The organism is Colwellia sp. RSH04 (assembly GCF_003545765.1).
Taxonomy (GTDB): domain Bacteria; phylum Pseudomonadota; class Gammaproteobacteria; order Enterobacterales; family Alteromonadaceae; genus Colwellia.
The window spans coordinates 14032-39084 of sequence record NZ_QXIO01000006.1 but is presented as its reverse complement, the minus strand read 5'-3'; the positions used below and the strand labels follow the sequence as shown (position 1 = coordinate 39084).

Here is a 25053-nt window from a genome sequence, read left to right as displayed (position 1 = left end):
AAAGAATGGACTTAAACAGCCATATTCAAAAGAAGAATTTTTTTATGATTCATGCTATCAAGCATCTCTTGGTAAGCCTTTCTCGATAGAACGTATTAAACGGTTTGTTAACCGATGATTACTTTGTTGTTTTTCAAACTCATCTTGTGCAATGCTTCTTTTCGCGTCTTGTTGGGTTAATGCCCAATTAATATGCTCGGCAACTAACTCGCTTACTACCTCTTTTTTCATCATTAATGCGCTAATAATTTCTGGTTTGTAAGGCGCATTGCCGAGCGCTACCGCGATATTTCTTAACCAGCTGTCATAACCAATGCGCCTAATAGGCGAACCTTCTAAATTAGAGAGAAAATCTTCTTCACTCCAACTAAATAAAGATAATAAAGACGCTTGGTCAAGCTGAAGGCGAGGCTGAAAGTCTTGCTCAGGTGTTATTTTTGCGTATTTATTCCATGGGCAGATTAACTGGCAATCGTCACATCCATAAATGCGATTTCCCATTAAAGGCCGTAATTCAACAGGGATAGGATCAGGGGATTCAATTGTAAAATACGATATGCAACGTTTAGCATCGACAACATAAGGTTCAACTATTGCATTTGTCGGGCAAATTTTAATACAAGCAACGCAAGTACCACAGCCAGGTTTCTTTTGTGCTGTTTCCTCTTTTGTTTGCTCACTTTTGATATCAGTAATAGGTAAGGGGATATCAATAAATAATTCACCTAAGAAAAACCATGAGCCAGCTTCCTTATTTAACAATAAGGTATGTTTTCCTACCCAGCCTAAACCCGCTTTTTCAGCTAATGGTCTTTCTAATACAGGCGCTGAATCAACAAAAGGTCGACAATTGAAAGCTTCACAATGAGCTGATATTTTTTTGCCTAATTGTTGCAAGCGTTTGCGCATTAATTTGTGATAATCTCGACCTAATGCGTAGCGACTAATATAGGCTGAACTTTTATCTTTTAAGGTTTGTGCAAACTTAGCATCTTGCGGCAAGTAATCAAGACGAACACAGATAACTCTAGTTGTGCCAGGTACTAATTCTGCAGGACGAGCTCGCATTAAACCATGTTTGGCCATATAGTCCATATTTCCATGATAGCCATTTGCTAACCAACGCTGAAGAGCTTCTTCATGAGCAGATAAGTCTATATCAGTTATACCTAGCTGTGAGAAGCCTAACTCTTTACCCCAGCACTTGATTTTTTCTGCTAATTCTAGATAGTTAATAGTAGGTGTAGTCATAAGTATTAATGGCGCTATAGCCATAACGAGTGTAAATCATGAAATTACCGATAAGTTTATCACACAGTGACTGTTTAACTTCAGTGTTTACTGCAAAACAAGTCTTAGAAAATGAAGCGAATGTTGCGCAAAATCAAGGTGTCGAAATGTTTTCCTTGATGTGCAAGGCAGGAGAGGCAGCCTTTCAGCAACTGGTGTCGAGCTGGCCAGCGGCAAAAAACCTTCTAGTTGTGTGTGGTAAAGGAAATAATGGCGGTGATGGCTTCGTTGTTGCTACGCTGGCACAAAAGTCAGGGCTTGATGTTAAAGTACTCATGTTGTGCGATGAACATGAATTAGCAGGTGATGCGCTCAAAGCTTTCAAACAGATGAAACACGCAGCCGTAAGCTATTCATATAAAAATGATCATCAACACCTCATTGATAGTATTCAAGCATATCAGGGTGATGTCATTGTTGATGCAATTTTTGGTATAGGCTTTCGTGGTGCTTTATCCAATACATTAAAGGCGATAGTTTCGACAATTAATAATAATACAACTCCTGTATTAAGCATTGATGTGCCATCAGGCTTATGTGTTACATCAGGTTCAGTTTCAGGGAGTGAATTAGCTGAGCAGGCTGTGATAGCGAGTCAATGTGTAACCTTTATTGTTTACAAACAAGGTTTATTGACTGGTCAAGCAGCTAATTTTATAGGCAAGCTATTATTAGCTGACTTATCTTTAGGAGATGCGTTTAAAGCAAAAGTGACTAGTCAGCATTATTATCAAACCATGGCGTTGCAACAAAGATTAAACAAACCGTTTTTACCTCCTCGTCATAATGCTAGCCATAAGGGAAATAGTGGTCATCTTCTTACAATTGGAGGAAATGTTGGTATGCCAGGGGCGATTAGATTAGCGAGTGAAGCCGCTTTAAGGGCAGGTGCTGGTTTGCTTTCGGTTTGTTGCCACCGTGAGAATACTGTCTTAGTTTTCTCTGGTCGCGCAGAGTTAATGATAGCTGAAAATACAGCAGAGCAATTATTTCAAACTCAACGCTTGGCTCTAGCAAACGCTTGTGTTATTGGTCCAGGTTTAGGTCAAGATAAGTGGGCAAAGTCGCTCTTTAAGTTAGTGTTAGATGAATGTTCTCAATCGAATAAACCTGTTGTGATTGATGCAGATGCAATCCATTTACTTGCTAACCTTACTGAAAACAAGCTAAACATTGGTAATGCTATTTTAACGCCCCACCCGAAAGAGGCATCAATTTTACTTGGATGCAGTGTAGAAGAAATTGAGCAAGATCGGTTCAATGCCGTAAAAAATATCGCCGAAAAGTATAACTGTATATGCTTGCTAAAAGGTGCTGGCACACTTATATCAGACGGAAAAAAAGTAGTCATAAACTCTACTGGAAATTCGGGCATGGCCTCTGGTGGCATGGGGGATGTGTTAAGTGGTATCATTGGCGCGTTACTCATGCAAATTGATGATAAATTTTATGCAACTTGCTTAGCTTGCTATCTTCATGGCAGAGCAGCAGACAACATCGCTAAAAAAATTGGCCAGCGTGGCATGATAGCGAGTGATTTATTTGTTGAAATTCAACAGTTAGTTAATGAATAATTGTTTAAAAAGAAGTAGACCTTATAAATGAAAGAACTTGAATGCTTACTTGTCGATGAAGAAGCCACTGTCGACATAGGACATAAACTAGCGATAGCGCTAAAAAGCATTGTCGATGACAACGAACCTCGAGGGTTAGTTGTTTATTTGCATGGTGATTTAGGTGCGGGTAAAACAACATTGACTCGCGGGTTTGTCAGAGCGATGGGACATCAAGGTAATGTTAAAAGCCCAACGTATACTTTAGTTGAACCTTATGAACTGTCTCCTTGGCGTGTTTTTCATTTTGATTTATATCGTTTATCTGATCCTGAAGAGTTAGAGTATATGGGAATTCGCGATTACTTTAATCAAGGTTGTTGTTGTTTTATTGAATGGCCAGAAAAAGGGGCTGGGCTCTTGGCTAAAGAAGACTTTAGCATTAACATGGCTTATCAGGGAGAACAACGAATTATAACTTTTTTAGCTCAATCTACTTTTGCTGAGCAACTGCTAATTGCATTAAATGCTTTGGTTAATAAGTAATAGATTGATAAAACCTTTTTAATGAACTTTTATCTTTATAAAAAGCCATGTTAAGCTCAAAGTGAGCAAGTAGTATTAGGGTGTAAATTAATGTATCAAGGGTTAACACGAGCAACTAGTGTATGGTTGTTGATACTTTGCAGTATCATTGGTGGACAATTTCTATTGTCTTTCCAAGTGCATGCTGCAAATAGTATTGACGGCATTCGTGTATGGCCAGCACCTGAGAATACACGTATTGTTTTTGACGTAAAAAACAAGCCAGATTATAAATATTTTACTTTATCAAACCCTAATCGTTTAGTTATCGATTTCGAAAGAACCAAAAACGCGGTTTCTTTAAAAAAACTCGCAGCGAACGATCCGCGAGTAAAGCGCTTTAGAACCAGCACTTCAAAAAAAACAGGTACCACTAGGCTCGTACTTGAGCTAGCAAAATCATATCAATTGAGTGTATTTCCTTTGTCGCCTGCTGGGCAGTATGGAAATAGATTGGTTATTGACTTGTATGATAAAGATCGTACTAATAAAGTCGCATCACAACCCAAAGAAGATCATCACGATATTATTATAGGTATTGATGCTGGCCATGGTGGTGAAGACCCAGGTTCTATTGGCCATAAAGGAACTTATGAAAAACGAGTGACTTTAGCTATCGCTAAGAAATTGCAAGCCTTAATTAATAAAGAAAAAGGCATGAAAGCGGTAATGATTCGTTCGGGTGATTACTATGTAAACCTGAATAGACGAACCAGTTTAGCCCGTGAACGCAATGTTGACTTTTTAGTGTCTATTCATGCTGATGCTTTTAGAACGCCAGGCCCCAATGGTGCCTCTGTTTGGGTAGTAACTAAAAAGCGAGCCGAATCTGAACTAGCTCGATGGTTACTTAAACGAGAAGAAAAATCAGAACTCCTTGGCGGTGGTGGCGGTGTTATTAAAAATACAGCTGACAGTCATTTAGCGTTAGCGTTAGCTGATATGAGTAAAGAACACTCTCTTGGCGTGAGTTTTGGAGTCGCGAATAAAGTTATTAGAGAGTTAAAAAAAATAACTAAAATGCATAAGAAAACACCACAAAATGGTAATTTCGCAGTACTAAAATCTTCTGATATACCTTCTATTTTGGTGGAAACAGGGTTTATTTCTAACCATAAAGAAGAGAAAAACCTTACATGGAGTAAACATCAACACCGTTTGGCTTCTGCTATTCACACTGGCATTAAAGATTACTTTATGGCTTACCCTTTGGCAGGTTCATATTTTGCTAGTGTCGGTTATAAAAAACATAAAGTTCGAAGTGGTGAATCTTTGTCGGTGCTTGCTCAGCGCTATAATACTTCGATATCAAAAATAAAAACGGTTAATAAGTTAAAAAATAATGCCCTGCGAATTGGGCAGACCTTGAAAATTCCTCGAGCAGGATAACCTTTAAATACCTCGGTAACTTTTATTTATGTCTATTGCAATACTACCTGCGCGTTTAGCTAACCAAATAGCAGCCGGTGAAGTCGTTGAGCGTCCTGCTTCAGTGATTAAAGAACTCATTGAAAATAGCTTAGATGCTGGTGCAACCAATATTCATATTGAAGTAGTTAAAGGCGGTATTAAAAAAATAAGAATCAGTGATAATGGCGCTGGTATTGTAAAAGATGAATTAACGTTAGCGTTAAGTCGTCATGCGACGAGTAAAATAAAAGATTTAAATGACCTTGAGGCAATCAATAGTTTAGGTTTTAGAGGCGAAGCATTAGCGAGTATTAGTTCTGTGGCTAGGCTAACTTTAACATCTAAACCGAAAGCACAAGCGAATGCTTGGCAAGCGAATGCTGAAGGGAGAGATATGGCGGTAACCGTTAAACCAGCCGCTCATCCAGATGGCACAAGTATTGAAGTACTTGATCTCTTTTTTAATACTCCGGCACGTCGAAAGTTTCTCAGAACCGAAAAAACTGAATTTAATCATATTGATGAAGTGGTTCGTCGAATTGCCTTAGCGCGATTCGACGTAGGTTTTATGTTAACGCATAACGGTAAAACAATTAGGCAATATCGCATTGCAACGACGAAAGCTCAGCAAGCGAAGCGTGTGGCGATGGTTTGTGGTCAAAAGTTTATTGATAATGCTGTTGAGGTTGAATGCCAGCATGATGAGATGACATTCACAGGTTGGTTAGCTAAACCGAGCTTTTCTCGTAGTCAAAACGATCAATGCTACAGTTACGTTAATGGCCGAATGATGCGAGATAAGTTAATAAACCATGCTATCAGGCAAGCTTACTCTGATTTATTACCTCATGACGCATACCCCGCATTTGTGCTTTTTTTGACGCTAAATCATAAAGATGTAGATGTAAACGTACATCCTGCTAAGCATGAAGTGCGTTTTCATCAAAGCCGATATGTTCATGATTTTATTTATTCGGTTTGTCATCAAGCGCTTCAAAATGAGTTGTCGTTTGATGATGAGGAATCAACACTTGATTCTGTAGCGCAACCGCCAGTTGTTGAAAGTCATTATGCACAATACCCAAGGGCTAATGATGCGGATAAAAACGTGAGTAATGAACGTATAAGTCAACATCATCAAGACAGTGTTAATCACCAACAAGCAGGTTATATTAGCTCCTTGTCGCGTGCTTCTTCTCAGCAAAGCAGTCAAACAGGTTATGCAGCGAATAGAGTCAGCGATAATAAATATCCATCTGAAGCAGCAGTAAGCAATTATCAAAAATTGATGGAAACGCCTGTACCATCAAAACCTGAAGAAAACATTGTACGGGGTAATGATCATCAATTGACCGATTCACATTCGAGTCAATCCCTCCAGATGGATTTTTTTCTCCATATTGATACGAAAGGTTTTGCAGTATTCAAAGAAAAAGAGACATTACGGTTACTATCATTAGCAAACTTTGCTGAGTCTATTTTTACAGAGCAAATTAAGCAAAATTGGCAAAAATTACCTGATGGTTTAATTACTCAACCGCTGCTTTTACCTGTGATGCTAACGGTAGAAAAGCCGCAACAACAATTGATTAGAAGTCAAAAGGAATGGTTGAATTTAGCTGGTATTCATTTCACTGAACAAAAGAATAACCGTATTCAAATTCGTCAATTTCCTGCCGTTTTAAGAGACAGAGATATAAGTAACAGTTTTTTATCTATTATTAATGCCTTATTAAACAGCGACAATTATAAAAATAATGCCACAATCGAAAAGGCAGACTGTTATATCGCGTTAGCTAAAGCGCTGGTGTTAGAACAATTTCAGCCACAAGATGCAGAAAACTTACTTATACTTGGAAAAAACTTACTAAATACTCAACTAAATAGTGCTTTGCTATTGAATTCTGTTGAGATTGACCTTACATCTAGTATCAAGCAACTTCAATAAACTTTGGTTAATGTAATCAAAGCATAGAGTGTTAGATAATTGTCTACTAATAATTCACCAGAACAACTGCCTGTTATTTGTATTATGGGGCCAACGGCATCAGGAAAAACAGCGTTAGCTATGGCGTTATATGATGCATTACCGTGCGATATTATTAGCGTTGATTCTGCGTTAGTTTACCGAGACATGGATATTGGTACCGCTAAACCTACACAAGCTGAACTCAAGCAATATCCACATGCATTGATTGATTTACGTGATGCAAGTGAGAGCTATTCTGCGGCAGATTTTTGTCGAGATGCTTTAGATAAAATCGCTCAAAGTAGAGCAAATAACCGTATCCCTGTATTAGTAGGCGGTACGATGATGTACTTTAAAAGCTTAATTGAAGGTATATCGCCATTACCAGAAGCGAACCCTGACATTAGAAAAGCTATTGAAGAAGAGGCTGTGTCGAAAGGTTGGCCAGCAATGCATGAACAGTTAGCTACATTTGACTCTGTTTCGGCTAAACGTATTCATGAAAATGATAGTCAACGAATTAGTCGAGCAATTGAAGTATATAGAATAACCGGCAACACTTTGACACAATTATCTCAATTAAAAGGTGATAAGCTTGAGGGTAATGTTTTACAATTCGCTATTAGTACTTCGGAACGCAGCGAATTACACGACAGAATCGCTTTACGTTTTAATCAAATGATTGATTTAGGCTTTGAAAAAGAAGTAGTAAAGCTGAAAGAACGTGGTGATTTACATGAAGATTTACCTTCAATTCGCTGTGTTGGTTACAGGCAAATGTGGCAATATCTGAATAATGAGTGCAGTCATGACGAAATGGTATTTCGTGGCATTTGCGCTACTCGCCAGCTAGCTAAGCGTCAATTAACATGGCTTAGAAGTTGGCCTGATTTACATTGGTTAACAACCAATGATGAAAGAAATTTATCGAAAGTGCTGTCTATGGTTAAGGTAACACCATAATTTATTTTCGCTTGGTAATAATCAAGCATTATTAATATATTGATGTATAATTAATTTTATTGCTTGTAATTATACAGATAGGTAGTAAGTTGGTTAGAGATTGGCGTATATCTTTAACTGTTTTATCTGCTATTTAATACGCATTGTTAGTTGTTTTATTTTCACATAATAATAAAAGGGACCATATAATGGCAAAAGGGCAATCTTTACAAGACCCATTTTTGAATGCTTTACGTCGCGATCGCATTCCAGTTGCAATTTATTTAGTTAACGGTATTAAGCTACAAGGACAAGTAGAATCTTTTGATCAGTTTGTTATCTTACTGAAAAATACTGTCAGTCAAATGGTATATAAACATGCCATTTCTACGGTTGTACCTGCTAGAGCAGTAAATACTGCGCCTGTACCAGGACAATCAGACAGTGATTTATCATCGGATTCTTAATCGATCTTCATAGTCGTGTGTAATGTAAGGTTTAACGTTTTTGTTTGATCGTTTTCAAGCAGGTGAACAAGCAATACTTGTTCACCTCGATTTCCCTGATGAAACGAGTCGAGAAGATTTAGCAGAATTTAAAATGCTGGTCTCTTCTGCTGGTGTAAATGAATTAACGGTTGTTTCGGGCAAACGAAATACACCACACCCAAAATATTTTGTTGGTAGCGGCAAAGCTGAAGAAATTGCAGATGCAGTGAAGCTATACGATGCGAATGTTATTCTTTTTAATCATAGTTTAACCCCCTCTCAAGAAAAGAATATAGAAGCGCTGTGCCAATGTCGTGTTGTCGATCGAACAACACTTATACTTGATATTTTCGCGCAAAGAGCACGAACTCATGAAGGTAAACTTCAAGTTGAGTTAGCGCAATTAAGGCATATTAGTAGTCGCTTAATAAGAGGGTGGACCCATCTTGAAAGGCAAAAAGGTGGTATAGGTTTACGTGGTCCTGGTGAAACACAATTAGAAACAGATAGACGTTTACTGCGTGAACGAATGATCAATATTCGAAAACGATTAGAAAAAGTTGAAGTTCAACGCCAGCAAGGAAGAAGAGCAAGAAGTCGAGCTGAAATACCGACAATTTCATTAGTAGGTTACACTAATGCGGGTAAATCAACACTATTTAATGTCTTAACTGAAGCCGAAGTTTATGCCGCGGATCAACTATTCGCTACATTAGACCCAACGCTTCGTCGAATTGAAATAGAAGGTGTTGGACGCGTTATTTTGGCTGATACTGTTGGCTTTATCAGGCATTTACCGCATGATTTAGTGGCGGCATTTAAAGCGACCTTAACGGAAACAAGAGAAGCTGAACTTTTACTGCATGTTGTTGATATTTCTGATGACAGTCGTAATGAAAATATTGAACAAGTGGAATATGTTCTAAAAGAGATTAAAGCCAATGAAGTTCCACAATTAGTAATATGCAATAAAATTGATAATCTTGAAAATATCGAACCTCGAATTGACAGAGACGAAAATGGAACCCCAATTAGGGTTTGGTTATCTGCACGAGCAAACATTGGTATAGACTTATTTTTTGAAGCATTAGCGGAACGGTTAGGGAAGCAGGTTGTTAATCATCAATTAAATATTCCTCCAAATGAAGGTAAACTTCGAGGTGAGTTATATAAATTAAATTGTATTACCAATGAACACTATGATGAACAAGGTCACTGTCACCTTGAAATCAAACTCCCTAAAAGAGAGTGGAACAGACTAGTAAAAAATGAAACAAACAGTATAGAAACATACGTAGAGTTATAAAGTTGCTTGGTCAATATTGGTCAAGTATAAAAGTTTTTGATTTAAAATTATTGAGTGACGAATGTCACTTTACAATGAGTGGAGAACAAAATGGCTTGGAATGAACCGGGGAATAATGACAAAGACCCCTGGAAAAATAAAGGTGGTAAAAACCAAGGACCGCCTGACTTAGATGAGTTACTTAATGATTTAGGTAAAAAAGTTACGGGAATTTTTGGCGGCAAAAGTTCTAATGGTGGCTCTAACAGCGGCTCTGGAAAAAGTTTTTCGAGCATAGGGTTATCCATCATACTTATTATTGGCCTTGTTGTTTATGCCTTTAGTGGTTTCTATACCATTAAAGAGGCTGAGAAAGGAATAGTATTACGTTTTGGTAAATATGCTGGTACGGTTGACCCAGGTATTAACTTTAAGTGGACTTTCATAGACAGAGTTATCCCTGTAGATATGCAAAGTACTCGAGATTTACCAGCATCAGGTTTCATGTTGACGCAAGATGAAAATGTTGTGCGTGTCGACATGCAAATCCAATATCGTGTAGTTGATGCTAGAAACTATGTGTTTAGTGTTACTAATGCAGACGATAGTTTAAGTCAGTCGTTGGATAGTGCATTACGTTATGTTGTTGGCCACGCTAAAATGGATGACATTTTAACCAGTGGTCGTGAGCAAATCCGACAATCTGTATGGCAAGAACTAGAGAAAATTATTGAGCGATATAATTTAGGGTTAATTATTGTTGATGTTAACTTTAAAGATGCGCGCCCACCTAATGAAGTAAAAGATGCGTTTGATGATGCCATTGCAGCTCAAGAAGATGAGATTCGTTTCATTCGTGAAGCAGAAGCTTATGCCCGTGGTATTGAACCGAGAGCACGTGGTCGTGTGAAGCGTATGGAACAAGAAGCTATTGCTTATAAAGAGCAAACATTACTCGATGCTGAAGGTGAAGTTGCTCGTTTTGAGAAGATTTTACCTGAATATCAAGCGGCACCAGATGTTACTAGAGAACGCTTATATCTTGCCACTATGGAAAGAGTTTACAGTAATACCAGTAAAGTGATGGTTGATGTAGATGGCGGTAATAACATGATGTATTTACCATTAGATAAGATTATTCAACAGCAACAACCAGCTAATCGTTCAAATAATCAATCATATACTCCAGCTACTACACCAAATAGTAGTGGTAATACTTCGCCTACATCATCGACTTCAGGTCGAGCAGATAGATTTAACAGTGGGAGAAACTAATCAATGAAAAATCTTTCCATTGCAATTATATCTTTATTATTTATTTTAACTGTTTCTTCTGTGTTTATCGTATATGAAGGACAACGTGGTATTGTATTTCAATTTTCAAAAATAAAGCGTGATTCTGCTACAGATGAAATGATGGTTTTTGAACCGGGACTACATTTTAAAATACCCTTCATTGAGTCAGTAAAAAAACTTGATGCGCGTATTCAAACATTAGATGAAGCGCCAGATCGTTTTGTTACCTCAGAGAAGAAAGATTTAATGGTCGACTCATTTGTTAAATGGCGAATTGTCGATTTTTCAACATACTATTTACGTACATCTGGTTCGGTTGATAATGCTCGTGCATTACTGAAACAAAAGGTAAATAATGGTCTACGTACTGAGTTTGGTAACCGTACCATTAAAGAAATTGTATCAGGAGATCGATCAAATCTTATGATGCAAGCGTTAGAAAGCGCTAGTAGTAGCCGTGAAGATCTAGGTATTGAAGTTGTTGATGTTAGAGTTAAAGCGATAAACTTACCCACAGAGATCAGTAACTCAATTTATGATCGTATGCGTGCTGAACGTACAGCTGTGGCAAAAGAACATCGTTCAGAAGGTCAAGAGCAAGCTGAGATTATTCGAGCAACTATTGATGCTAAAGTGACTGTTATGCTTGCAGAAGCGCAAAAGAACTCTTTTACTATTCGTGGTGAGGGTGATGCGTTAGCTGCTAAAGTCTATGCGGATGCTTACAATAAAGATGCTGAATTTTATAGTTTTTACCGTAGCTTAGAGGCTTATGAAAAAAGCTTTAATAGTAAGAATGATATAATGGTTGTAAAACCTGACAGTGAATTCTTTCAGTACCTTAAAGATGGTATGAAGCCGAAGAAGTAATTTTACTTCGTAATAATTAAAAAGCCAGCAAATTTGCTGGCTTTTTTGTCGCTGAAATATTAATAATAACGTTCTCTAATAATTTGATTGAGTTAATATGAATATTTATAAAATGTCTGTTTTATTCGTTATAGTTTTTTTAGTATCGCCTATAGCTAGCGCAAAAGAAGCGCCGCTCGTTTCTATTCCGAGTCATGATAAATTTTTTGATAATATCGCTAAGCATTGCGGTAAAGCTTATCAAGGAAAGGTGACTGTTGATAATGCACCTAGTAGCAGTTTTTCAGATAAAAAATTGATCATGCATATTAGAAAGTGTGATGAAAGACAGCTTCAAGTACCTTTTCATGTAGGCGATGATGCATCAAGAACTTGGCTAATTACTAAAACAGGTTCTGGTTTATCATTAAAGCATGATCATCGACATGAAGACGGTAGTTCTGATCAATCAACCATGTATGGCGGACATACTATTGATGCAGGTTGGCCAAATATGCAATCTTTTCCCGCCGATCAATACTCAAAAGAGTTATTTATAAAACAAGCTATCCCACAATCAGTAGGGAATACTTGGCAAATGTATATATATCCAGATACATTTAGCTATCGCTTAATTAGGCAAGGACGTGAGTTTCGCGTTGATTTTGATTTAACCAAGCCAATAGATATACCCAAAGCACCATGGGGTTATCGTTAATTTAAACTAAGACTAAATGCGACTTAAACCCTTAACTTTATTGTGCATTTTTTTTAAGCAGAAAAAATGCACAATTTTTCCTTGGACTCATATTTGATTTTTGCTAAAATCCCCGCCTAATTTTCTTTTGAAATAGTAAACATGGGCAAAAACGTAGTAGTTCTAGGAACCCAATGGGGTGACGAAGGTAAAGGTAAGATCGTAGACTTACTAACCGATAAAGCTAAATATGTAGTTCGTTATCAAGGTGGCCACAACGCGGGTCATACTCTTGTTATTAACGGTGAAAAAACCGTATTGCATTTAATTCCTTCTGGTGTTTTGCGTGATAACGTAAAATGTTTAATTGGTAATGGCGTAGTTTTATGCCCTAAAGCTTTAATGGCTGAAATTACCATGTTAGAAGCGAAGGGAGTTCCTGTAAGAGAACGCCTTTTAATTAGCGATGCATGTCCTTTAATTCTTCCATACCATAATGCTTTAGATGCTGCGCGTGAAGTTGCACGTGGTAATAAAGCGATCGGTACAACAGGTCGCGGTATTGGTCCAGCGTATGAAGATAAAGTTGCTCGTAGAGGTTTACGTGTAGGCGATTTATTCTGTGCAGAATCATTTGCAGCTAAACTGAAAGAAATCGTTGAATACCATAACTTTTCATTAGTTAACTACTACAAAGTAGAGCCAGTTAATTATGAGGAAGTACTTGCTGATGCAATGGCTGTTGCTGATATTATTAAAGCAATGACAGCGGATATTTCAGAAATCCTAGACCAAGCACGTAAAGATGGTGAATCAATCATGTTTGAAGGTGCGCAAGGTACACTTTTAGATATTGATCATGGTACATACCCTTATGTGACTTCATCAAATACTACGGTAGGTGGTGTAGCAACAGGTTGTGGTTTTGGTCCTCGTAATCTTGACTATGTGCTAGGTATAACTAAAGCCTATACGACACGCGTTGGTTCAGGCCCTTTCCCAACAGAACTTGATGATGAGATTGGTAACCATTTGGGTACTGTTGGTCATGAGTTTGGTGCAACTACTGGTCGTGAACGTCGTTGTGGTTGGTTTGATGCCGTTGCAATGCACCGTGCCATTCAAGTGAACAGCATCACAGGTTTTTGCTTAACTAAGTTAGATGTATTAGATGGATTAAAAACATTAAAAATCTGTACTGGTTATAAAACAGAATCAGGCGAAGTGATTACTGTGCCACCAACCGCTGCTGAAGGTTATGAAAAAATAACCCCTGTGTATGAAGAAATGCCAGGTTGGAGTGAAAGTACTGTTGGTGCAACATCAGTAGATGTTTTACCGAGTAACGCATTAGCTTACATTAAACGAATTGAAGAATTAACAGGTGTTCCAGTTGATATTATTTCTACTGGTCCAGACCGTGTTGAAACAATTATTAAAGTAAATCCGTTTGCTTAATAATTTGTAAATTTCGTTTTTATTAAGAGTCCAGCCAATGCTGGACTTTTTTTTGGAAAAATTTAACTAGCAGTAAATAACCTCAGCTCGGGTTAAGAGATAAGTTAATCGTTTGAAATTGTTATACTTGTGGTTTCAGCAACTCACTAGCTTGATAGTTCTTTTCATTCAAGGCAAATTCATTAAGAATAGTTATTCTATTGTTTATGAATTAAACACAGAAGTAAGGAAAAATAGCTGCTAGGGAGCTATTTATTATCCCGAGCTGAGGTTAAATAATCCAGCGAAAAAATGAATTAAAATAAGCCATAGCAGGGCGTTTAGGCTAGCAGAATAGTAGAACTATAAGCTTATTAACATGTTAGCTAGTCTTACCAGATGATGTGGCTGTTTCGTTGTATAATACCGCGCTAATAATCACTATTAAGGAAATTAATAGGTAATTAGTTAATTATAAGGTTACATTCTTTATAGCTTACAGCGATTTTATATAGATAAATGGGCTTGTACGGCTTCAGATTTTTACAATACCATATAAACATAATAAAAATAGCTTAATACATTAAGCAGCAAGCATGCTCATACAGACCATAACTTCAACGCATTAGGAAAACACCATGACAGACTTACGTCAACAAGCTTTAGATTATCATTCATCACCAACGCCAGGTAAGATCAGCGTTCAATTAACAACCGCTGCTGAAACGAGTGAAGATTTATCTTTAGCTTATAGTCCTGGTGTTGCTGAACCATGTCGAGAAATAGCCGAAAACCCTGATGATGTTTATAAATACACTGCAAAAGGTAATACGGTTGCAGTAATCAGTAATGGTACTGCAGTATTAGGTCTAGGTAACTTAGGCCCAATGGCATCTAAGCCTGTTATGGAAGGTAAAGCTTTATTATTTAAGCGTTTTGCAAATATTGATTCATTTGATATTGAAGTCAAGCATAAGACCGTTGAAGAGTTTGTTAATACGGTTGCAAATATTGCAGATAGTTTTGGTGGCATTAATTTAGAAGATATTAAAGCACCTGAGTGTTTTGCTATAGAGAAAGCATTGATTGAGCGCTGTAGAATCCCTGTTTTTCATGATGACCAACACGGCACTGCTATTGTAACTGCTGCAGGTATGATGAATGCACTTGATATTCAAGGTAAAGACATTAACCAAGCCAATATTGTTTGTTTAGGTGCAGGTGCAGCCGCTATTGCTTGCATGGAACTATTAATTAAGTGTGGTGCGCAGCGTGAAAAAATTTACATGCTTGATTCAAAAGGTATCGTTCATACACGTCGTGACGATCTTAATGATTATAAAAAATTATTTGCTAATAATACTGATAAACGAACATTAGATGATGCCATTAAAGGCGCAGATGTATTTGTTGGTGTGTCTGGCCCTAATTTATTAAGTCAAGAACAGGTTAAAATGATGGCAAACAACCCAGTAATTTTTGCCTGTTCTAACCCTGATCCAGAAATAAAACCTGAATTAGCACTTGCAGCACGTGATGACTTAATCATGGCAACGGGTCGTTCAGATTACCCTAATCAAGTAAATAATGTGTTGTGTTTTCCATTCATATTCCGTGGTGCATTAGATGTTCGAGCGCGTACTATCAATGATGAAATGAAAGTAGCAGCTGTTCATGCGATTCGTGCTTTAGCTAAAGAGCCGGTGCCAGCTGAAGTGTTATCAGCGAGTGGCACGACAGAGTTAAGCTTTGGTAAAGATTACATTATTCCAAAACCGATGGATTCGAGGTTGTGTGGAGTTGTCGCTAAAGCTGTTGCAAAAGCTGCAATTGACTCTGGTGTAGCGGCGTTAGATTTACCTGAAAACTACATGGAATAAACCTTAACAACAGTTTGTAAGTGCGATAAAAATCACCCATATTAATTGATATAAAAAAGCCACAGCATCATTGCTGTGGCTTTTTTATTGAAAAGCATAATGTCTGCTTAAATTCTTTAAGGTATTAATCCTTCTACTTATTCTTTATGATGTACAACAATTTGAGATAATTAAAAACAAAGGAAAATTAGTGATGGAGGCGTGTATTTTACAAAAGTATTTACGAATATTATGTGTTCTATTTACGGTTGTGTTATTCGGATGCACAACACCAGAACATAAAGCTGCACTGGTAGATTATGAACATGCAATTGCTTCTAAAAAGATTGAACGCATTACTGTAGCTTTGACCCGTTTGTATGAACTCGATCCAAAAGAATATCAAGCCTCATTTAAACTAGCCAAACAAGCGTCTGATTCATATAAAAAAGCGAAAACGCTACAAGCATCGGGTATGCATTACCAAGCATATCTGCTAAGTCAAAAATCTTATAGAACATGGCCTGCATTAGAGAGCCGAGAAATGTTGGTTATCACAGGTAAAAAAATTGAATGGTTATTAAGTGTAGAAAAGCATATTAAAACATCATACAACTTATTACCCGAAAACTTATTGCCTTTACTTGAAAAGTATCAAAATAAAAAAGTGTTAGAGTGGAGTTTGATTACCATTAATCAAATTCTTGAGCAGTTAGGGAAAAGTGCACAATCTCTTAATAAAGCGATTAGCTTAATAGAGAAAAATGAAAGTACTAGCCATATCTTAGATAATGGAGAATGGCATCAAGGTCTTTTAGTTCAGTTAAGAAAGATAAATGGTTTAAGTGAATATTTAATTAATATAGCGCTTTATCATAGTGCTGAAGAATTACACCGAGTCAACCATGCGTTATTTGAAGCTAGTGTTGAAGTATTATCTCAAGTTGAATCTAATTTAGCTGAAGCAGAGATGAAAGTGAGTTTTAGAAAAGCACAGAATGATTACTTTCCCTATACAACCTTAGTTGAGAATTTATCATTAGCTAGTGCGCTAGGTAACGGTAACAGACATGCGACATGGTATGCAGAATGGTTCAAATTAGAACAAAAGACATTTACTTTAGTAGAGCCTATTGAGACTCATATTAATAACCACAGAGAGTCGGTAAAAGCGATTGAGTTTTATAGGCAAGCAAGTAGTATAAAAATGCCAGTATTAGAAAAATCAGTAATTGAGCAACAGTCGTTTATGGCACTTCATCCAAAAGTATCCTCTCTGCTTAGCAAATTGAATCAAGATAAAACATTAATCAGTTATGGTTTATCGATGTCTGAAAAAAAATAAAGGAATAATTATGATAAGCAAGTTAAAGCATTTATCCTCAACAGTTTTGTTGATGGTTGCTCTTACAATTTCATGTCCTATTTATGCTAGCGATACTTTACCTTATATTTTAAATTACTATCCAGCATCTGACTATGAAGTACTTAAGTCCTACAGTGCAAAAAAGAAAACCTATGAACCTTCAAGTAAAAAAACAAACAGTGAACTAATTAACAAGCTCAGAATAAAAGCGGCTTCTGTTGGTGCGGATGCAGTTATTCTTGTTAGCAAGAGAGTTAAAAAAGTACTTAATCCAACTCAATCCTATAATAAACGATCGTCTACACCTTTTTCTGAATACTCTGTTATTTATGAAGCTGATTTAATTCGATACGATAAAAAAGCATTTAAGTTGAGCTCAACTGCAACTCCATACAATGAAGAGGGGTTGAAGCAGATAAAAACAATAAGTAATACAACTCGTATAGAAACTAAGTTTGTATTTATGCCTCCAACGGTACACAAATTACATCGCCCAGAAGTAACAACTAATGAAGTGTCAATAAAAGAAGGGGTTTATGGTATTGCTCTTTCTACCCCTTATAAAGAAGTTAATAATATACTGGGGGATCCTAGTGTGGAATTAAAAATATCTGATGAAGAGTTAATTTTGGGCTATGGACGAAATCACTGGTTTCATTTTAAAAATAATGAGCTGGTGATGATTCAAACGGACTCAGCACCTTTATCATTCACATTATTGAATGAAATTCCGCTTCTAGACTTTTATGATGATAAAAATTGGTCAATTAATGGATTATTAGAGCGGAATGATTCACTAGAAAAAGTTCAGCAGGCTTTAGGCTCTGATGTAAAATTAAACAAAAATAACCAAGTCATTATCAACCAAAATAATACTGACCTGACGCTACATTTCGATTACAGCAGAGATGATGAAACGAATAAAAAGCACTACTTTTTAACAGGTTTTACATTAAAATCAATCAATTATAAATATAGTGGTTTGTCTGTATCTGCGAATAGAAAAACTCAATTTGAAACGATTAGTGAGCTATATTCTAGGCTTCAAACAAGTAATGTTATTGATACTAAAGCGTTGGAAAGCCTAATGGGAGAACCTATCGGGAGGATCTTTAAATCAGCGAATAGTTTTTTAACACTCTATAATTCAAATCTTTATGTACATACAAAACATGAGAGTATTAAAGCTATAAGCTTTATTGAAGAAGCTTTTGTTTTACAAGAGAAATTACAGCCCACTGTACACCCTTGGTTTTTAGGGCCATATATACAAAACGGGATATTAGATGAAATGCGTAAAAGCTTTCCAAATGATGCCTTTGATTTAGATAATGAAGTCAGTATTGATACCGAAAGTTATAAAATGTCACTTTATTTTGAAGAAATCAAAGGGGAAAATAGGTTGTATGAAGCTCAGTTAGTTATTTACTAAGTGAAAAAATTTAATGTAACGTGCTAATGAGTTAAGAGTGGGTCAGCAGTGACCCATTTTACTGTCTTGCGGAAATAAACTTAACGTAGGAATCAGAAAAACTAATACTGATAGAGGAAGGTTTATTAAGCCAAATACTGGTTATTTACACTCTAATGGCTGGGTTAATGTTGTTAAAACAACTTCTTCGCCTATGAACTGAATTTGGTAGAGCGTTTGATATTCACCTTCTTTAATTTGCTCTAAAGGTTGCCCGCTTAGGTATTCTGCTATCATAGGTGTTGTGTCACTATGACCAACAACAAGAGTATTCTCTCTATTCTGTTTTAATTCCATCATTATTTGTGTCAAAAATCTTGGATTATAATTTTTGATAGATATACGTTCTTGTAAAGACAGTGGTAATGCCGTTTGCATAGTACGTTGAAAGGTGGTGCTATAAATTTGTTTGATATCGGCTGATGACAATAGCGTCGCTAATTGCTGTGCTCTTACCTTTCCACAACGTGTTAATGACGGGTTTTTATCATTTTGACTATTTTCTTTTTCGGCATGTCTCGTTAAATAAATACTAAAATTATCTGCGGCAAAACTATTCATAGAAGCGAATATGCCTAAACTTATCAATACAGCTTTGAAAGTCATATGTTTTTACAGCCTATAAATTATACTATAAACAATTTTTTAACATACATTAAACGTCATAATCAATGCTTTTTCTTAATATGTTATTACTAAATTTCAATAGTTAATATAATCAAAGAAAATTATGCTTGTGTAATATTAATAAAAGGCAAAGGGGTTTTAACTTCCTTGCTGAAAATATCAACAAAGATAAACACGCCCTAGGCAAGAGAAGCACACTCGGTGCTACTCCATCGGTTGCCAAGCTATTAAAATAATCGATTAAGTCCGTTTAATGCAGCAACGCGAAATGCTTCTGCCATTGTAGGATAGTTGAATGTTGTATTGACAAAGTATTCTATGGTATTTCCACCATTTTTCTGCTGCATAATTGCTTGACCTATATGGATGATCTCGGCAGCATTTTCCCCAAAACAATGAATTCCTAGTATTTCTTTGGTGTCACGATGAAAGAGAATCTTCAGTGATCCAACAAGGCTATTGGTAATTTGTGCTCTTGCTAGATGCTTAAATTGCGAACGACCCACTTCATAAGGTATTTTAGCTTCGGTCAACTCTTGTTCTGTTTTACCTACTGAACTAATTTCAGGAATGGTGTAAATTCCTGTCGGTATATCCTCAACGAGTTTTGCTGTGCTTTGGTTATCTATCATTGCTGATGCAGCCAATCTGCCTTGATCGTAGGCAGCACTTGCTAAACTGGGGTAACCAATAACATCACCAACAGCATAAATGTTACTTACTGTGGTTTGGTAATGGTCATTCACTTTAAGTTGACCACGTCCGTCGGCTTTCAATCCAGCGTTATCTAGATTTAAGTCTGCTGTGTTACCTGCTCGTCCGTTAGCAAAAAGCAAGCAATCTGCACGCATTTTTTTACCTGACTCTAAATGAACAATAACTGCATCATCATTGGCTTCTACCCGTTCAATCTGTTCGCCATGTCTAATAACTACGCCGTTATTCCATAAGTGGTAACTTAAAGAATCTGACATTTCATCATCAAGGAAAGAGAGTAGTCTATCACGGGTATTAATTAGGTCGACCTTAACCCCTAAACCTCTAAATATAGAGGCATATTCACTACCAATGACACCAGCACCATAAATGATGATTGAACGAGGATCGTGCTTTAATGACAAGATAGTGTCTGAATCGTAAACACGAGGGTGATTAAAGTCGATATCATCTGGTTTATAAGGCTTAGAACCTGTAGCAATAACAATTTGTTTTGCTGATAATTCATCAACAGAGTCGTCATCCTTTACTATTTTCAGTGTATTTTCATTAATAAAAGAGGCTTCACCCACAATGTGCTCAACACGGTTTCTATCATAGAATCCGCTGCGCAATTGCACCTGTTTGCGAATAACAGAAGAGGCGTGCTTGAGAATATCAGGAAATGTTAAGTGCTTTGCTTTTTCGTGACCGCGAAATAATGGATTTGAATTATAGTCAATTAATCGACTGACACTTTGACGGAGTGCTTTTGAAGGAATCGTACCCCAATGAGTGCAGCCACCACCGACATCTTTGTAACGTTCTACAATGGCAACTTTTTTATATTTCTTAGCAAGCTCCATTGCGGTTCCTTCACCGCCAGGACCTGTACCAATGATAATAACATCGTAATCGTAGTTAATATTTTTCTTTTTTGGCTTCGCACTTGTTTTTGTCAAAATTTACACCTCAAATCCTACAGTTATAAAAAATTCTAGCAGGATTTGAGCATAAGTTAACTGTTTTTAAACAAGGTTTGCAGTGATAAGTTGCCAACAACGTCTTTGTTCTATTAGTTTTTGCTTGACTTCATTGTATTGCGCAAGCAATTCCGAGTTTTCTACATCATTGATAACTTGTTCTTTTTTTACTTTTAATAAAGTTTTTCTTACTTGATAAAAAGCATTAATCTTAACGATGAGTGCATCGTACTCTTGCTGGAGTTTTAAGCGTAACTTCTCAGCATCAGGATGATTTATAAGTTTTTTCTGACTTCGCTTTAAAGTCATCGCTAAACGCATTTTTTCAATTTTGTCTTCAGGACTTGTTCGTAATTTAGAGGTTAAACCTAACCACTGACAAGATTTAATGAGCCACTTTGTTGGGTCAAATTGCCACCATCGAATGCCATTTCGATAATCATTTTCAAAAATATGGTGAAAATTATGATATCCCTCACCGAATGTTAAAAAAGCTAAAAAGCCATTATCTCTAGCGGTATTTTTATCGGTATAGGTTTGTTTTCCCCAAATATGTGCTAATGAATTAATAAAGAAAGTGGTGTGATGACTAAGTACTAGACGTAAAAATCCAACCAGTAAAAGGCTATTGATTACATTGCCATGCCATAAACCAAAGGCAATAGGTATACCAAAATTCATGGCTAAGCTTAGTAAAATATAATGTTTGTGTTGCCACATAACAATAGGATCTTTTTGCAAATCTCGCGTGTTACTGTAGTCGTTGTAACGGTGTGATTGATATTCTCTACACATCCAACCAATATGAGAATACCAAAATCCCATTTTAGCTGAATAAGGGTCTTTATCGTTATTATCGACATGCTTGTGATGAACTCTATGATCAGAAGACCAGTGCAATATGCTGTTTTGCAGCGCGAATGCACCACCTAACGCAAAAATCAACCTTAAGCTCCAATGTGCCTGATACGTTTTATGAGACCATAATCTATGGTAACCAGCCGTAATTGACATACCGCAATATATAAAACAGAGAAGGGCAAACCCTATTTCAATAGCGTCAAAGCCATAGGTGTATGCTCGATAAGGGACACCAACTGCAGCAACAAGGAAAGTTACTACAAATATTGTTACGTTAAGCCAAATAATAGCGGGTTTCTTCATGTTTCTTCCACAAGTCGTTACTTTAATAAATAAGCGTACACGTGTACACTGTATTATAGTTTAACGTTGTTGTCTGACCAGTCAAGGGGTTTGTCAAAAAAATCAGAAAGTCTATCTAACTGACTTTTAATCGTGATTACCTTATTATAGTCAATAAATTGTTTTAAGAGAGTTATGCAATGAGTGGTGTTAGAGCCCAACAAAAAGAAAAAACACGTCGCCAATTAATTGATGCTGCTTTGAGCCAATTAAGTGCTCAACGTAGTTTTTCCAGTTTAAGCTTACGTGAAGTAGCTAAAGAAGCAGGGTTAGCGCCAACCTCATTTTATCGACACTTTACTGATATGGATGAATTAGGGTTAACATTAGTTGATGAGGCCGGTTTAACCCTCAGACAATTAATGAGGCAAGCGAGACAACGTATTGCTAAAGGTGGATCTGTTATTCAAATCTCCGTTGAAACATTCATGGAGTTTATTGAAAGTAACGGCAATATATTTAGACTTTTACTGAGGGAACGTTCAGGTACTTCTGCTGCATTTCGTGCCGCGGTATCTCGTGAGATTCGATATTTCACTTTAGAGTTGTGTGATTATTTACAGCAAGCAAATAAATTGGATGCTGATATCGCTTATTTGCAAGCAAATGCAGCGGTTACGATAGTTTTTAGTGCAGGATCCGATGCACTGGATATTGATGAGAAATCTGAATTAAAGCAGCTCGCGACAAGCACAATACAACAACTAAGGTTTATTGCCCGAGGCGCGGCTGATTTAAGTAGCCGTCGAAAAGCAGGTAAAGTGTAATAGCTCATATCTTATTTGGCAATTTTGAATATAGGTTCTGACCTAATCGTACAATCGATAAAGTCGGTAGCTAGCCAAAAGCGGAATTTAGCTTGTGAGTTCCTTTAGGTTGCTATAATACCAATTTAATTAAATATCTGATCTAATATAGGTAGTTATCACTAATTTATTAAACAGCCTTGAGTTTAGAAATATCAAAACAACTTTTAGCCCTATCTAGAAATGAAACTAATGCCAGAAAAAGAATACCTTTATTGGCAGTATCATTGTTTTTTGAGGGGGAAAATCGCGCCACTATAGCGAAAATACTTAATATCGCCAGAAGTAGCGTGAATAAATAGGTCTCTAGTTATTTGGAAAAGGGGTTAACGGGCTTGGACAATAAACCTATTTCCGATCGCCTAGCCAATTTAACGTTAAATCAACAGCTTGAGTTAAAAGTATTTGCGATAAAACGCGCACAATCCAATGATGGAGGCCGACTGATTGCTGCTGATATTCAAGCCTATATTAGCAACAACTTTAACGTTAATTATCAGATAGGTAATGTTTATCGGTTGTTGCACAACCTAAACCTTAGCAGGATAACGACCCGCTCCAAACATCCCAAGCAATCAGGAGAGGCTCAAGAAGTTTTTAAAAAATTTTAGTCTGTCAACGATCGTAAACACCCCGTTTAATGTCATGCCAGAAGATATGGATATTTGGTTTCAAGATGAGGCAAGGTTCGGTCAGCAGAATCAAACGACGCGAGTTTGGGTTGAACGTGGCACGAGACCCAGAGTGGTGAAACAGCAAAAGTATGATTATGGCTACTGGGGCAGTTTGCTAGCCCTGCGCTTAATAAGGCTATCATCAAGCTAACACACAAGTTTATGCTACTGATTACCTAAATACGTTATTACTTCACTTAGTTTAGTTTTAGATTATAGCTGTTATTTGGGCAACCACGCATGCAATATTTCAATAATCGGCTTGGTTTTCGTTTGCCGTACTTGGTATTTTTACTCAGCGGTTTTATCTTTTTAGTCGCTATAACGAAAGGTGAAATAAATAACCTCCGAAATAGCGGACATGGAAGCGGGTATATAGTTACGAGCACAAAGCTTGTTAAAATTTATACTTAACCATCGCTTGTAGGCGGCGATTATTTCCTTCATTGTCGTTGATATTTATTCTCGTTCCCCACATATATTCAATACCCATTTCGATATCTTCATCGTAGTGATAAAGAAGGTTAGCATGCCCGATAATAGCCTCTTTTATGTTAGTGTTAGGGTCTCTAGCCTCTGATGGATTAACATCTAACCAAGTAAACCCTATTGAGGTATTAAGCTGAGAGTTCAACACATGTGTATAACTGGTTGTAACGTTTGTGAAGGAATCTGTTTGAATTTTTCCATTGCTGTCGAGACTTGCGGCTGTAGGTGCTCCTGCTAAAGCGATAACACCTTTTGATGTTCCAGAGCCTTGAGCAAATATCCACTTAATTTGATCTTGTTCAAACACTCGGTAACTACCTGAAAAGGTCATACTCCAACCAAAAGCATCATCATTATCAACCGTGTTAGCGCCTTGCCAGTAAAGTTGCTGAGCTTCACCCGCGAAAAATAAATGTCCGCGATCATGACGATAAATCAGCCGAGAAGAAAAGATAGGTAATTTGGCCTTTTCTGTACCATCAATTCCCAATGTATTTTCTATATTGGTATCACTAGGCTCCTCTATGGATGCTGCAAACTGAAGACTTTCATTAATATCTCTTTGCCACCTAACTTGCATTTTTCTGTTACCATATAATGCATCACCAGCACCAAAGTCTATCCATATATTTATTGCTTCCAAATTGCTCACATTAGTCCAAGTTTGGCCTACTAGAAATTCACCTCTTTCAAAATAGAAATGCCTCAAACGCGGGGCGGTATTCTTTTCATCAAAAAAATCCATTTCAAGATATACTTTGCTATCACTGCCATTTATCTCTTTAGACACATCAAAACTAAAACGACTTTCCTTGCTGTGCATAGAAAAATAGCCACCACTATTATAATCTGCATCACCTTCAACAGGGATAGCTGACATAAGAAATTGATATTTATCGCGATGCCCGTCTAGGTCAGCGATTAAATCTAGTTTTATATGACCCGCAAACTTTACGGCATAATCAGAATTTTCATTTGTTAGTAATACCTCAGCTTGGGCATCTACTAGGGGAAAAGCTAAGCATAACAATAATATTTTTTTCATAATTGAATCCTTTGAAATGTAACCGCATTTTTG

The 25053-nt window shown here is 36.9% G+C and carries 22 protein-coding genes; 17 read left to right on the top strand and 5 right to left on the bottom strand.

All coding sequences use genetic code 11. The annotated features are described in order from the left end of the window. Positions 1–57 precede the first annotated feature (57 nt). Positions 58–1251, bottom strand: coding sequence for a tRNA epoxyqueuosine(34) reductase QueG (queG, locus tag D1094_RS11240; RefSeq protein ID WP_118960409.1), 1194 nt, complete (start codon positions 1249–1251; stop codon positions 58–60). Between the two features lie 38 nt (positions 1252–1289). Here queG and D1094_RS11235 point away from each other — a divergent pair, with 38 nt between their 5' ends. From D1094_RS11235 to D1094_RS11170, 14 genes are all read left to right on the top strand, one after another. Further along, positions 1290–2864: an NAD(P)H-hydrate dehydratase gene (locus D1094_RS11235; protein ID WP_118960206.1), complete on the top strand. Its 1575-nt coding sequence runs from the start codon at positions 1290–1292 to the stop codon at positions 2862–2864. A 27-nt stretch (positions 2865–2891) separates the two neighbouring features. Next, the gene (gene tsaE / locus D1094_RS11230; protein WP_118960205.1) at positions 2892–3389 is read left to right on the top strand and encodes a tRNA (adenosine(37)-N6)-threonylcarbamoyltransferase complex ATPase subunit type 1 TsaE; all 498 of its coding nucleotides are present in this window, start codon (positions 2892–2894) and stop codon (positions 3387–3389) included. Between the two features lie 90 nt (positions 3390–3479). Then, positions 3480–4817: an N-acetylmuramoyl-L-alanine amidase gene (locus tag D1094_RS11225; protein WP_118960204.1), complete on the top strand. Its 1338-nt coding sequence runs from the start codon at positions 3480–3482 to the stop codon at positions 4815–4817. A gap of 28 nt (positions 4818–4845) precedes the next feature. Beyond that, positions 4846–6786, top strand: coding sequence for a DNA mismatch repair endonuclease MutL (mutL, locus tag D1094_RS11220; protein WP_118960203.1), 1941 nt, complete (start codon positions 4846–4848; stop codon positions 6784–6786). A gap of 84 nt (positions 6787–6870) precedes the next feature. Then, a complete protein-coding gene (gene miaA, locus D1094_RS11215) occupies positions 6871–7770 on the top strand; it encodes a tRNA (adenosine(37)-N6)-dimethylallyltransferase MiaA (RefSeq protein WP_118960408.1) in 900 nt (299 codons plus the stop codon). A gap of 188 nt (positions 7771–7958) precedes the next feature. Further along, positions 7959–8216, top strand: a complete 258-nt coding sequence (gene hfq / locus D1094_RS11210) for an RNA chaperone Hfq (protein ID WP_118960202.1) — start codon at positions 7959–7961, stop codon at positions 8214–8216. 40 nt (positions 8217–8256) lie between these two features. Continuing rightward, positions 8257–9543, top strand: a complete 1287-nt coding sequence (hflX, locus tag D1094_RS11205; RefSeq protein WP_118960201.1) for a ribosome rescue GTPase HflX — start codon at positions 8257–8259, stop codon at positions 9541–9543. A gap of 90 nt (positions 9544–9633) precedes the next feature. Then, positions 9634–10797: an FtsH protease activity modulator HflK gene (gene hflK / locus D1094_RS11200; protein ID WP_118960200.1), complete on the top strand. Its 1164-nt coding sequence runs from the start codon at positions 9634–9636 to the stop codon at positions 10795–10797. 3 nt (positions 10798–10800) lie between these two features. Further along, entirely contained in the window at positions 10801–11688 is an 888-nt protein-coding gene (gene hflC / locus D1094_RS11195; protein WP_118960199.1) for a protease modulator HflC, read from the top strand. Positions 11689–11800: 112 nt separating this feature from the next. Beyond that, on the top strand, positions 11801–12385 hold the full coding sequence (locus D1094_RS11190) for a hypothetical protein (protein WP_118960407.1): 585 nt from the start codon (positions 11801–11803) through the stop codon (positions 12383–12385). A 141-nt stretch (positions 12386–12526) separates the two neighbouring features. Beyond that, positions 12527–13822, top strand: a complete 1296-nt coding sequence (locus D1094_RS11185; RefSeq protein WP_118960198.1) for an adenylosuccinate synthase — start codon at positions 12527–12529, stop codon at positions 13820–13822. A gap of 617 nt (positions 13823–14439) precedes the next feature. Then, positions 14440–15681, top strand: coding sequence for a malic enzyme-like NAD(P)-binding protein (locus tag D1094_RS11180; protein ID WP_118960197.1), 1242 nt, complete (start codon positions 14440–14442; stop codon positions 15679–15681). Between the two features lie 193 nt (positions 15682–15874). After that, complete coding sequence (locus D1094_RS11175) at positions 15875–17005, top strand: hypothetical protein (RefSeq protein WP_118960196.1); 1131 nt, start codon at positions 15875–15877, stop codon at positions 17003–17005. Positions 17006–17015: 10 nt separating this feature from the next. Continuing rightward, a complete protein-coding gene (locus D1094_RS11170) occupies positions 17016–18458 on the top strand; it encodes a hypothetical protein (protein WP_118960195.1) in 1443 nt (480 codons plus the stop codon). A 141-nt stretch (positions 18459–18599) separates the two neighbouring features. Here D1094_RS11170 and D1094_RS11165 read toward each other — a convergent pair whose 3' ends face one another. The 3 genes from D1094_RS11165 to D1094_RS11155 form a co-directional block, all read right to left on the bottom strand. Continuing rightward, entirely contained in the window at positions 18600–19103 is a 504-nt protein-coding gene (locus D1094_RS11165; RefSeq protein WP_259337917.1) for a phosphoglycerate mutase family protein, read from the bottom strand. A 248-nt stretch (positions 19104–19351) separates the two neighbouring features. Continuing rightward, positions 19352–20782, bottom strand: coding sequence for a Si-specific NAD(P)(+) transhydrogenase (gene sthA, locus D1094_RS11160; protein ID WP_118960194.1), 1431 nt, complete (start codon positions 20780–20782; stop codon positions 19352–19354). A gap of 66 nt (positions 20783–20848) precedes the next feature. Further along, positions 20849–21967, bottom strand: coding sequence for a fatty acid desaturase (locus tag D1094_RS11155; protein WP_118960193.1), 1119 nt, complete (start codon positions 21965–21967; stop codon positions 20849–20851). Between the two features lie 179 nt (positions 21968–22146). On the opposite strand from D1094_RS11155, the gene fabR reads away from it, so the two are divergent. The 3 genes from fabR to D1094_RS18640 all read left to right on the top strand — a co-directional run bounded on the left by fabR (position 22147) and on the right by D1094_RS18640 (position 23637). After that, positions 22147–22773 carry an HTH-type transcriptional repressor FabR gene (gene fabR, locus D1094_RS11150; protein WP_118960192.1) on the top strand — a complete coding sequence of 209 codons (627 nt, stop codon included), beginning with the start codon at positions 22147–22149 and terminating at the stop codon, positions 22771–22773. 353 nt (positions 22774–23126) lie between these two features. Then, on the top strand, positions 23127–23423 hold the full coding sequence (locus D1094_RS11145) for a winged helix-turn-helix domain-containing protein (protein WP_118960191.1): 297 nt from the start codon (positions 23127–23129) through the stop codon (positions 23421–23423). 34 nt (positions 23424–23457) lie between these two features. Next, positions 23458–23637: a hypothetical protein gene (locus D1094_RS18640; protein ID WP_182440166.1), complete on the top strand. Its 180-nt coding sequence runs from the start codon at positions 23458–23460 to the stop codon at positions 23635–23637. 246 nt (positions 23638–23883) lie between these two features. Here D1094_RS18640 and D1094_RS11140 read toward each other — a convergent pair whose 3' ends face one another. Continuing rightward, on the bottom strand, positions 23884–25020 hold the full coding sequence (locus tag D1094_RS11140; protein ID WP_118960190.1) for a DcaP family trimeric outer membrane transporter: 1137 nt from the start codon (positions 25018–25020) through the stop codon (positions 23884–23886). Between the last annotated feature and the right edge of the window lie 33 nt (positions 25021–25053).